This window comes from Pseudomonas sp. GL-B-12 (assembly GCF_019955895.1).
GTDB lineage: Bacteria > Pseudomonadota > Gammaproteobacteria > Pseudomonadales > Pseudomonadaceae > Aquipseudomonas.
The window spans coordinates 140,188-151,348 of the sequence record NZ_JAHBCX010000003.1 but is presented as its reverse complement, the minus strand read 5'-3'; the positions used below and the strand labels follow the sequence as shown (position 1 = coordinate 151,348).

Here is an 11,161-nt window from a genome sequence, read left to right as displayed (position 1 = left end):
GGGTAGAAAGGGGCTGCGGAATGGCCATTGGGGCGGTGGTGTGGCTGAAAACGCCATCGCGAGCAGGCTCGCTCCCACATTGAATCTCTGGCGTACGCAGAATCTGTGATCACTGAAGACCTGATGTGGGAGCGAGCCTGCTCGCGAATGCAGTCTGAAGTTTTACAGGGAAGCCTGGCGAACCTGCTTCTCAAGCTCGGCTTTCAACCCCGGCTCCAGCTTGAGCTGGCGCGCCAGCTCGTCGAGGTAGGCCTTCTCCATGAAGTTTTCCTCGTCCACCATCATCACGCTGGCGATGTACATCTCAGCGGCGATTTCCGGGGAGCGGGCGGCGCGGGCGACATCGCTCGGGTCCAGCGGCTTGTTGAGCTCGGCGTGCAGCCAGTGTTGCAGTTCCTGATCGCTGTCGAGCCGGGTGAATTCGCCTTCGATCAAGGCTCGCTCACGCTCATCGACATGACCGTCAGCCTTGGCCGCCGCCACCAGCGCCTTGAGAATCGCCTGACTGTGCAGCTCGACTTGCGCGGCCGGCACGCGGTCCAGGGTTTGCGGTTCCGTACCGGCCGCACCGCCCTGCTGCGCCTGCCAGTTGCCGTAGGCTTTATAAGCCAGCACGCCCAACGCGGCGAGACCACCGTAGACCGCAACCTTGCCCCCGACTTTACGGGCCTTTTTGCTGCCGAGCAGCAAGCCCATGGCGCCTGCCGCCAATGCCCCGCCACTCGCGCCGGAGAGCAAGCTGCCGAGGGCACTGGTGCCACCGCTCGCACCCTTTTGCTGTGAGCTGCCGGCCTTGTTCTGCAACAGGTCCTGGCCGGACTTGAGTAGTTGATCGAGCAATCCACGGGTGTTCATTTACAGCCTCCACAAGACGTTTAGCCTGAAACCAAGACCACCAGCCTAAAACGAAAGTGCCCACGTCCCGTGGGCGAGAGTGCTTCCAGATGTTGCACTCCCTCAATGCGCGCATTGCCGCTTGCACCTGCCCATCAGAAAAAACGATATACACTCTCGCCAATCTATAAAAACAGCCCACCGGGTGCTTTCCCATGATGACCTTGCGTCAGATCCGTCATTTCATCGCCGTGGCCGAGACCGGCTCGATCTCGGCCGCCGCGCAAACCGCGTTCATTTCCCAGTCGACCCTGACTCTGGCGATCCAGCAACTGGAGGAGGAGATTGGCGTCAGCCTGTTCAGCCGCCACGCCAAGGGCATGACCCTGACCCACCAGGGGCATCAATTCCTGCGTCAGGCGCACTTGATCCTGGCCACGGTGGATAACGCCAAGCGCAGCCTGCAACAGAGCACCGACCAGGTCGCCGGGCAACTGATCGTCGGCGTGACCAGCCTGGTGGCCGGTTATTACCTGGCGGATCTGCTCACCCGTTTCCAGCGCGCCTACCCCAACGTGGAAATCCGCGTGATGGAAGATGAGCGCCCGTACATCGAGCATTTGCTGGTCAGCGGCGAGATCGATGTCGGCGTGTTGATCCTGTCCAATCTCGAAGACCGCCACGCCTTGCAGACCGAAGTGCTGACCCATTCGCCGCACCGGCTATGGCTGCCGGCCCAGCACCCGCTGCTGGAACACGACAGCATCAACCTCGCCGACGTGGCCCGCGAGCCATTGATTCAACTGAACGTCGATGAAATGGACCGCAACGCCCAGCGCATGTGGTCGGCAGCTTCCTTGCAACCGCGCATCACCCTGCGCACGGCCTCGACCGAAGCGGTGCGAAGCCTGGTGGCCGCCGGATTGGGCGTGTCGATCCAGCCTGACATGACCTATCGCCCGTGGTCACTGGAGGGCGACATCATCGAAGCGCGGCCGATCGCCGACCTCAGCCAGACCCTGGATGTCGGCCTGGCGTGGCGTCGCGGCACCGCGCGGCCGGCACTGGTGGACCCGTTTCTCACGGTCGCCCGCGAACAACCCCACGGCGGGCGCAAGCCATCTATTTAATCGAACGCCACCTTCAGTATTTAGTATTTGTTGTCCTCGGGTCCGCGAACTAGTCTTGTTGCATCTAATAAAGACGGCCGGGCCCCAGTCACAGGGAGCGCTGCCATGTCTACACAAGAAGCCACACAAAAAACGAGAACCCGAAAAATGGCTGGCGCGCAGACCCCGTTGTTCACCGCATTGTTGATTGATGGTGAATTAGTCGCCGGTCAAGGCTGCGTCGAGCCGATTCTCAACCCCGCCACAGGGGAAGTCCTGACCCGGATCGCCGAAGCCAGCACCGAGCAAGTCGAAGCCGCCATCCTCGCCGCCCACCGTGCCTTTGCCGGTTGGTCACGGACCACGCCACAGCAGCGTTCGAACCTGCTGCTGGAGATCGCCAACGCCATCGAAAAAAATGCCGACCTGCTGGCCCGCCTCGAATCCATGAACTGCGGCAAGCCGCTGCACCTGGCCCGTCAGGATGACCTGAATGCCACGGTCGACGTGTTCCGCTTCTTCGCCGGTGCCGTACGCTGCCAGACCGGCCAGCTCAGCGGCGAATACCTGCCGGGCTACACCAGCATGGTCCGGCGCGATCCTATCGGGGTCGTGGCGTCGATTGCGCCGTGGAACTACCCGATCATGATGGCCGCGTGGAAAATCGCCCCGGCCCTGGCCGCCGGCAACACCCTGGTGTTCAAGCCGTCGGAACACACGCCGCTGTCGATCCTGGCCCTGGCCCCGGCGCTGGCCGAGATCCTGCCACGGGGTGTGATCAACATCGTTTGCGGTGGCGGCGAAGGCGTCGGCAGCCATCTAGTGAATCACCCTAAAGTGCGCATGGTGTCGCTGACCGGCGATATCGTCACCGGCCAAAAGATTCTCCAGGCCGCATCGAAGACGCTCAAACGTACCCACCTCGAACTCGGCGGCAAGGCCCCGGTGATCGTCTGCAACGATGCCGACATTCAGGCCGTGGTCGAAGGCGTGCGCACTTACGGCTATTACAACGCCGGCCAGGATTGCACCGCCGCTTGCCGCATTTACGCCCAGGCCGGGATCCATGACCGTTTGGTGGCCGAACTCGGCGCGGCCGTCAGCAGCCTGCGCTTCGCCGGCAAACGCGACGCCGACAACGAAATCGGTCCGCTGATCAGCACCCGCCAGCGCGACCGCGTGGCCAGTTTTGTCGAGCGTGCCCTCGGCCAGCCGCACATCGAGCGGGTGACCGGCGCAGCGGTGCATTCCGGCGCCGGCTTCTATTACCAGCCGACCCTGCTCGCCGGTTGCAAGCAAAGTGACGAGATCGTCCAGCGCGAAGTGTTCGGGCCGGTGGTCACCGTGACTCGCTTCGATGAGCTGGAACAAGCGGTGGACTGGGCCAACGATTCGGAATATGGCCTGGCCTCGTCGGTCTGGACCCAGAACCTCGACAAGGCCATGCAGGTCGCGGCGCGCTTGCAGTACGGCTGCACCTGGATCAACAGCCACTTCATGCTGGTCAGCGAAATGCCCCATGGCGGCCTGAAACGTTCGGGCTACGGCAAAGACCTGTCCAGCGATTCGCTTCAGGACTACAGCGTGGTGCGGCACATCATGGCCCGACATGGCGAGCATCTCTGACTACGCTAATAACAAGCCACCAACGGCATGCTTCACCACGTTCACAACTGCCCCGACCATAATTTAAAGAAGAGGGAATTCCCATGTTCGTGCACAAGACCGCATTGCTCAGTGCAATCACCACCGCGCTGCTGGCCAGTGCCAGCGTCCAGGCCGCCGAGCCGCTCAAAGCTGTCGGGGCGGGCGAGGGCCAACTGGATATTGTGGCCTGGCCTGGCTACATCGAACGTGGTGAGAGCGACAAGGCCTACGACTGGGTGACCGGTTTCGAGAAGGAAACCGGCTGCAAGGTCAACGTCAAGACCGCGGCCACTTCCGATGAAATGGTCAGCCTGATGGCCAAGGGCGGTTATGACCTGGTCACCGCATCCGGCGATGCGTCCCTGCGCCTGATCGTCGGCAAGCGTGTGCAGCCGATCAACACCGCGTTGATCCCGAACTGGAAAAACCTCGACCCGCGCCTCAAGGATGGACCGTGGTACGTGGTCAACAAGCAGACCTACGGCACCCCGTATCAGTGGGGCCCGAACGTGCTGATGTACAACACCAACGTGTTCAAGACCGCGCCCACCAGCTGGGGCGTGCTGTTCAACGCGGAAAACCTGCCGGACGGCAAGCCGAACAAGGGCCGCGTGCAGGCCTATGACGGCCCGATCTACATCGCCGACGCGGCGCTGTACCTGAAGACCGCCAAGCCGGAACTGGGGATCCAGAACCCGTACGAACTGACCGAAGCCCAGTACAAGGCCGTGCTCGACCTGCTGCGCGCCCAGCAGCCGTTGATCCACCGCTACTGGCACGACACCACTGTGCAAATGAGCGACTTCAAGAACGAAGGCGTGGTCGCCTCCGGTGCCTGGCCGTATCAGGTCAACGGCCTGATGAACGAGAAGCAGCCAATCGCCTCGACCATCCCGAAAGAAGGCGCCACCGGTTGGGCCGACACCACCATGATGCACGCCGAGGCCAAGCACCCGAACTGTGCCTACAAGTGGATGGACTGGTCGCTGCAACCGAAAGTCCAGGGTGACGTAGCAGCGTGGTTCGGCTCGTTGCCAGCGGTTCCGGCGGCGTGCAAGGAGAGCGAACTGCTCGGCGCCGAAGGTTGCAAGACCAACGGTTTCGACCAGTTCGACAAGATCGCCTTCTGGAAAACCCCGCAGGCTGAAGGCGGCAAGTTCGTGCCGTACAGCCGCTGGACCCAGGACTACATCGCGATCATGGGCGGCCGCTAAAAGTCATTCCGGTAGCTGCTGCGCGTCGATTATCCGCGCCCGGGCAGTGCTCGCCTCCTCACGTACTAACGTACGCTCCGGGGGCTGTGCGCTGGCCGGACACGACTAATCGCCGCTCGCGACGCTCCCGAAACGACTTTTCCACACCCCAAGCCTTGTCAGAAGCACAACGGTTTACGGAATAACTGTTTTTCAGAAGTCCAGGCAGGGCCGCTGCGACGGTCTTCGCCTTTTGGGAGTACCGCACCATGACGCTTGCAGTCCAGTTCACCAACGTTTCCCGTCTATTCGGCGAAGTGAAAGCCGTAGACCGGGTTTCCATCGACATCCAGGACGGCGAGTTCTTCTCCATGCTGGGGCCTTCCGGCTCGGGCAAAACCACCTGTTTGCGCCTGATCGCCGGCTTTGAACAACCGAGCGCCGGTTCCATCCGCATTCATGGTGAAGAGGCCGCCGGCCTGCCGCCGTACCAGCGCGACGTGAACACCGTGTTCCAGGATTACGCGCTGTTCCCGCACATGAACGTTCGCGACAACGTCGCCTACAGCTTGAAAGTCAAAGGCATCGGCAAGGCCGAACGCCTCAAGCGCGCCGAAGAATCCCTGGAGATGGTCGCCCTCGGCGGCTACGGCGAACGTAAGCCGGTTCAGCTCTCCGGTGGTCAGCGCCAGCGTGTGGCCCTGGCCCGCGCCTTGGTCAACCGTCCACGGGTGTTGCTGCTCGACGAACCCCTCGGTGCCCTCGACCTGAAACTGCGCGAGCAAATGCAGGGCGAGTTGAAGAAGTTGCAACGCCAGCTCGGCATCACCTTCATTTTCGTCACCCACGACCAGACCGAAGCGCTGTCGATGTCCGACCGCGTGGCCGTGTTCAACAAGGGCCGCATCGAACAAGTCGATAGCCCGCGCAACCTGTACATGAAACCGGCCACCACCTTCGTGGCGGAATTCGTTGGCACCTCCAACGTGATTCGCGGTGACTTGGCCAAGCAGCTCAGTGGCAATCCGCAGCCGTTCTCGATTCGTCCGGAACACGTGCGATTCGCCGAAGGCCCGCTGGCCAGCCACGAGATCGAGGTCAGCGGTTTGCTCCACGACATTCAGTACCAGGGCAGCGCCACCCGCTACGAACTGAAACTGGAAAACGGCCAGACCCTGAACATCAGCCAGGCCAACAATCAGTGGATCGACAGCAGCGCGCAACACCAGACCGGGCAGCGCCTGAGCGCACGTTGGGCACGGGAAGCGATGGTCCATTTGCACGACACCCTTGAAGGCGGGGTGTGAGATGAGCACCTTGGCTATTACTCAAACCTCGTCAGGCGGCTCGCCGTTGCGCAGGTTTTCCAACCTGTTGTATCGCCGGCCGAACCTGTACCTGTCGATGTTGCTGGTGCCGCCGTTGCTGTGGTTCGGCGCGATCTACCTCGGCTCGTTGCTGACGCTGCTGTGGCAAGGCTTCTACACCTTCGATGACTTCACCATGGCGGTCACCCCTGACCTGACCCTGGCCAACTTCACCGCGCTGTTCCAGCCGTCGAACTTCGACATCATCCTGCGTACCCTGGGCATGGCGATTGTGGTGTCGATTGCCAGTGCCATCGTCGCGTTCCCGATTGCCTACTACATGGCGCGTTACACCACCGGCAAGACCAAGGCGTTTTTCTACATCGCGGTGATGATGCCGATGTGGGCCAGCTACATCGTCAAGGCTTATGCCTGGACGCTGCTGCTGGCCAAGGGTGGGGTGGCGCAGTGGTTCGTGCAGCACCTGGGGCTGGAACCGGTCCTGCAGTTCGTGCTGGGCATTCCGGGGGTTGGCGGTAGCACCTTGTCGACCTCGCACCTGGGCCGCTTCATGGTGTTCGTCTACATCTGGCTGCCGTTCATGATCCTGCCGATCCAGGCCTCGCTGGAACGCCTGCCGCCGTCGCTGCTGCAAGCCTCCGCCGACCTCGGTGCCAAGCCGCGCCAGACCTTCATGCAAGTGATTCTGCCGCTGTCGATCCCGGGCATTGCCGCAGGTTCCATCTTCACCTTCTCGCTGACCCTGGGCGACTTCATCGTGCCGCAACTGGTCGGCCCGCCCGGCTACTTCGTCGGCAGCATGGTGTATGCCCAGCAAGGCGCAATCGGCAACATGCCAATGGCCGCCGCCTTCACCCTGGTGCCGATCGTGCTGATCGCCATTTACCTGTCCATCGTCAAACGAATGGGGGCCTTCGATGCACTCTGAGAAAGCCTCAATAGGCCTGAAAATCGCAGCTTGGGGCGGGCTAGTGTTCCTGCACTTCCCGATCCTGATCATCTTCCTCTACGCCTTCAACACCGAAGACGCGGCATTCAGCTTTCCGCCCAAGGGCTTCACTCTGAATTGGCTCAGCGTGGCGTTCTCGCGGCCGGACGTGCTCGAAGCGATCAAGCTGTCGTTGCAGATCGCCTCGATTGCCACCCTGATCGCCATGGTCCTCGGCACGCTGGCGTCCGCCGCGTTGTATCGCCGCGACTTCTTCGGCAAGCAAGGCATCTCGCTGATGCTGATCCTGCCGATTGCCCTGCCGGGGATCATCACCGGGATCGCGCTGCTGGCGACCTTCAAGACATTGGGAATCGAGCCGGGGATGTTCACCATCATCGTCGGCCACGCGACCTTCTGTGTGGTGATCGTCTACAACAACGTCATCGCCCGCTTGCGCCGCACCTCCCACAGTTTGATCGAAGCCTCGATGGATCTCGGCGCCGACGGCTGGCAGACCTTCCGCTACATCATCCTGCCGAACCTCGGCTCGGCGTTGCTGGCCGGCGGCATGCTGGCGTTTGCCCTGTCGTTCGACGAAATCATCGTCACCACCTTCACCGCCGGCCATGAACGCACCCTGCCGCTGTGGCTGCTCAACCAGCTCAGCCGCCCACGGGACGTGCCGGTGACCAACGTCGTGGCGATGCTGGTGATGCTGGTGACCATGCTGCCGATTCTCGGCGCCTATTACCTGACCCGAGGCGGTGAGAGCGTTGCGGGTAGTGGCGGTAAGTAGCTGACAACTCAATTCCCAATGTGGAAACCGGATGAATGTGGGAGCGGGCTTGCTCGCGAACGCGGCGGGTCAATCACCACAAATGTTGAATGTTGAACCGCATTCGCGAGCAAGCCCGCTCCCACATTTAGGGCCGGGGTCTACAGAAGAACAACAATAGCTTCGAAGAGGACAAATGCCATGCAAACCAAACTCTTGATCAACGGCCAACTGCTCAGCGGCGAAGGCCCCGCCCAACCCGTATTCAACCCGGCCTTGGGCCGTGTGCTGGTGGAAATCAACGAAGCCAGCGCAGCCCAGGTCGATGCCGCCGTGCGCGCCGCCGACGCCGCGTTCGACAGCTGGTCGCATACCCCGCCGAAAGCGCGTTCGCTGCTGCTGCTCAAACTGGCCGATGCCATCGAAGCCCACGGCGAAGAGCTGGCCAAACTGGAATCGGACAACTGCGGCAAGCCCTACAGCGCCGCGCTGAACGACGAGATCCCGGCGATTGCCGACGTGTTCCGTTTCTTCGCCGGCGCCAGCCGTTGCATGAGCGGCTCGGCCGGTGGCGAATACCTGCCCGGCCACACCTCGATGATCCGCCGCGACCCGGTGGGCGTGATCGCCTCCATCGCGCCGTGGAACTACCCGCTGATGATGGTCGCCTGGAAAATCGCCCCGGCCCTGGCCGCCGGTAATACCGTGGTGCTCAAGCCGTCGGAACAAACCCCGCTGACCGCCCTGCGCCTGGCCGAACTGGCGTCGGAAATTTTCCCGGCCGGTGTGCTCAACCTGGTGTTCGGTCGTGGTCCTACCGTCGGTAGCCCGCTGGTGACCCACCCGAAAGTGCGCATGGTGTCGCTGACCGGTTCGATTGCCACCGGTTCGAACATCATTTCCAGCACCGCCGACAGCGTCAAACGCATGCACATGGAATTGGGCGGCAAGGCCCCGGTGATCATCTTCGACGACGCCGACATCGATGCCGCCGTCGAAGGCATCCGCACCTTCGGTTTCTACAACGCAGGGCAAGACTGCACCGCCGCCTGCCGCATCTATGCCCAGGAAGGCATCTACGACAAGTTCGTCGAGAAACTCGGCGCAGCCGTCAGCAGCATCAAGTACGGCCTGCAGGATGATCCATCGACCGAACTCGGCCCGCTGATCACCGCGCAACACCGCGACCGCGTAGCCGGTTTCGTCGAACGCGCCGTAGCCCAGCCGCACATCCGCCTGATCACTGGCGGTAAAGCTGTCGAAGGCGACGGTTACTTCTTCGAACCGACCGTGCTGGCCGACGCGCAGCAGGACGACGAGATCGTGCGTCGCGAAGTGTTCGGGCCAGTGGTGTCGGTGACCAGATTCAGTGATGAAGCACAGGTGCTGGGCTGGGCCAACGATTCGGAGTACGGCCTGGCCTCCTCCGTGTGGACCGCCGACGTCGGCCGCGCCCATCGCCTGTCGGCCCGTTTGCAGTACGGCTGCACCTGGGTGAATACGCACTTCATGCTCGTCAGCGAAATGCCCCACGGCGGTCAGAAACTGTCCGGCTATGGCAAGGACATGTCCATGTACGGGCTCGAGGACTACACCGTTGTGCGGCATGTGATGTTCAAGCACTAGAAAAAGCATCGCGAGCAAGCTCGCTCCTACAGGTACTGCGCAGTCCATGTGGGAGCGGGCTTGCCCGCGAATGGCTCACCGCGGTTTCAAGGCAGAAACCGGCAGTACGCACCACCAGGCTCCACCCCAAAGAAGACAAAACAATAACCACCGATCCGGGCGGCGCCCCCAAGGCCCCGTCACGGTTTCGGACATCCGAAATCTGCCGATTTTCCGGAGCAATCACACATGAGTGCATCACCCGATCTCTCTGTAGCCCTTGCCGACAGCGATGCCGAGCAACTACGCAAACTGGGCTACACCTCCAACTTCAACCGCAGCATGAGCCTGTGGGAAAACTTCGCCCTGGGCTTCACTTACCTGTCCCCGGTCGTCGGGGTGTATACCCTGTTCGGCCTGTGCCTGGCCGCGGGCGGGCCACCGATGTTCTGGGCCTACTTGCTGGTCGGTTGCGGCCAGTTGCTGGTGTGCCTGATCTTCGGTGAAGTGGTTTCGCAGTTCCCGATTTCCGGCGGTGTGTACCCATGGGCTCGCCGCTTGGTGGGCAAACGCTGGGCGTGGATGGTCGGCTGGATCTACTCCATTGCCCTGTGCGTCACTATCGCGGCGGTCGCCGTGGGTGCCGGTCCGTACCTCGCCGCCATGATGGGCTTTGAACCGAGCAACAACACCAACATCATCATCGCCCTGTTCCTGACGCTATTCGCTACCCTGGTCAACCTGAGCGGCACCAAAGTGCTGGCGCGGATCGCCATGTTCGGCTTCCTCTGCGAACTGGTGGGCGCGGTGATCGTCGGTGTTTACCTGCTGATTTTCGAGCGTCATCAACCCATCAGCGTGTTGTTCAACACCTTCGATATCAGCGTCGACGGCTCGTACCTGCCGGCGTTCCTCACTGCTTCGCTGGCGGGGATGTTCCTGTACTACGGCTTCGAGGCTTGCGGTGATGTCGCCGAAGAAACCCCGAACCCGAGCAAGAAAATCCCGGTGGCCATGCGCATGACCATCTACATCGGCGGCATCGCGGCGATGTTCGCCTGCCTGGCACTGATCCTCGCCGTGCCTGACATGCAGGCGGTGATCAACGGCACCGACAAGGATCCGGTCACCACCATCCTCAGCAACGCGTTTGGCCCGGTGGGTTCGAAAGTGGTGATGGGTGTGGTGATGATTTCTTTCATCTCCTGCGTGATCAGCCTGCAAGCCGCGGCCAGTCGTCTGCTGTATTCCTACGCCCGTGACGAAATGGTCATCGGCAGCCGACTGCTGAAGAAGATTTCCCCTACAACTCAGGTTCCAGTTGCCGCGCTGTTCGTGTCGGGTGTCCTGCCGGCGTTGATCATCATCCTCGGCTTCTTCCTGCAAGACGCGGTCGCCACCATCGTCAGCTTCGCGGCAATCGGCATCTACCTGGCGTTCCAGATGATCGTGCTCGCGGCCCTGTACGCCCGCCTGAAGGGCTGGAAACCGAGCGGCAAATTCACCCTCGGTGCCTGGGGCTGGGCGGTGAACATCGGCGCGCTGGTTTACGGCGTCGGCGCCATCATCAACATGGCCTGGCCACGTACGCCGGATGCCGCGTGGTACATCAACTACGCGATGGTGCTGAGCACGGCCATCGTCATTGGCCTGGGCCTGCTCTACATGTGGATCGCCAAGCCGTATGACCACGGTACGGCGCCTGCGGGGGATGCTTGGAAGGTTAGTCGGTAACGGGG

Annotated in this window: 9 protein-coding genes; 8 read left to right on the top strand and 1 reads right to left on the bottom strand. The window is 61.9% G+C overall.

The window, feature by feature from the left end; all coding sequences use genetic code 11:
* Window positions 1–162: 162 nt before the first annotated feature.
* Window positions 163–855, bottom strand: coding sequence for a tellurite resistance TerB family protein (locus tag KGA85_RS02020; RefSeq protein WP_223458755.1), 693 nt, complete (start codon window positions 853–855; stop codon window positions 163–165).
* A gap of 194 nt (window positions 856–1,049) precedes the next feature.
* On the opposite strand from KGA85_RS02020, the gene KGA85_RS02015 reads away from it, so the two are divergent.
* The 8 genes from KGA85_RS02015 to KGA85_RS01980 all read left to right on the top strand — a co-directional run bounded on the left by KGA85_RS02015 (window position 1,050) and on the right by KGA85_RS01980 (window position 11,156).
* Entirely contained in the window at window positions 1,050–1,964 is a 915-nt protein-coding gene (locus KGA85_RS02015) for a LysR family transcriptional regulator (protein WP_007975056.1), read from the top strand.
* A 105-nt stretch (window positions 1,965–2,069) separates the two neighbouring features.
* The gene (locus KGA85_RS02010) at window positions 2,070–3,569 is read left to right on the top strand and encodes a gamma-aminobutyraldehyde dehydrogenase (RefSeq protein WP_223444181.1); all 1,500 of its coding nucleotides are present in this window, start codon (window positions 2,070–2,072) and stop codon (window positions 3,567–3,569) included.
* Between the two features lie 83 nt (window positions 3,570–3,652).
* Window positions 3,653–4,804 carry a putative ABC transporter substrate-binding protein YdcS gene (gene ydcS, locus KGA85_RS02005; protein ID WP_046041056.1) on the top strand — a complete coding sequence of 384 codons (1,152 nt, stop codon included), beginning with the start codon at window positions 3,653–3,655 and terminating at the stop codon, window positions 4,802–4,804.
* 248 nt (window positions 4,805–5,052) lie between these two features.
* Entirely contained in the window at window positions 5,053–6,090 is a 1,038-nt protein-coding gene (locus tag KGA85_RS02000) for an ABC transporter ATP-binding protein (protein ID WP_223533237.1), read from the top strand.
* 1 nt (window position 6,091) lies between these two features.
* Window positions 6,092–7,039 carry an ABC transporter permease gene (locus KGA85_RS01995; RefSeq protein WP_223458749.1) on the top strand — a complete coding sequence of 316 codons (948 nt, stop codon included), beginning with the start codon at window positions 6,092–6,094 and terminating at the stop codon, window positions 7,037–7,039.
* Window positions 7,029–7,838, top strand: a complete 810-nt coding sequence (locus KGA85_RS01990; RefSeq protein ID WP_046041051.1) for an ABC transporter permease — start codon at window positions 7,029–7,031, stop codon at window positions 7,836–7,838. The genes KGA85_RS01995 and KGA85_RS01990 overlap by 11 nt, the downstream gene beginning before the upstream one ends.
* A 180-nt stretch (window positions 7,839–8,018) precedes the next feature.
* Window positions 8,019–9,443, top strand: a complete 1,425-nt coding sequence (locus KGA85_RS01985) for a gamma-aminobutyraldehyde dehydrogenase (protein ID WP_223533236.1) — start codon at window positions 8,019–8,021, stop codon at window positions 9,441–9,443.
* A 228-nt stretch (window positions 9,444–9,671) separates the two neighbouring features.
* On the top strand, window positions 9,672–11,156 hold the full coding sequence (locus KGA85_RS01980; RefSeq protein ID WP_223458745.1) for an APC family permease: 1,485 nt from the start codon (window positions 9,672–9,674) through the stop codon (window positions 11,154–11,156).
* The last annotated feature ends 5 nt before the right edge of the window (window positions 11,157–11,161 follow it).

Bases quoted from the DNA above. Each gene is read 5' to 3' on its own strand.
- KGA85_RS01990 (WP_046041051.1), top strand. From the start codon at position 7,029: ATGCACTCTGAGAAAGCCTCAATAGGCCTGAAAATCGCAGCTTGGGGC.
- ydcS (WP_046041056.1), top strand. From the start codon at position 3,653: ATGTTCGTGCACAAGACCGCATTGCTCAGTGCAATCACCACCGCGCTG.
- KGA85_RS02015 (WP_007975056.1), top strand. From the start codon at position 1,050: ATGATGACCTTGCGTCAGATCCGTCATTTCATCGCCGTGGCCGAGACC.
- KGA85_RS02020 (WP_223458755.1), bottom strand. From the start codon at position 855: ATGAACACCCGTGGATTGCTCGATCAACTACTCAAGTCCGGCCAGGAC.
- KGA85_RS01980 (WP_223458745.1), top strand. From the start codon at position 9,672: ATGAGTGCATCACCCGATCTCTCTGTAGCCCTTGCCGACAGCGATGCC.
- KGA85_RS01995 (WP_223458749.1), top strand. From the start codon at position 6,092: ATGAGCACCTTGGCTATTACTCAAACCTCGTCAGGCGGCTCGCCGTTG.
- KGA85_RS01985 (WP_223533236.1), top strand. From the start codon at position 8,019: ATGCAAACCAAACTCTTGATCAACGGCCAACTGCTCAGCGGCGAAGGC.
- KGA85_RS02010 (WP_223444181.1), top strand. From the start codon at position 2,070: ATGTCTACACAAGAAGCCACACAAAAAACGAGAACCCGAAAAATGGCT.
- KGA85_RS02000 (WP_223533237.1), top strand. From the start codon at position 5,053: ATGACGCTTGCAGTCCAGTTCACCAACGTTTCCCGTCTATTCGGCGAA.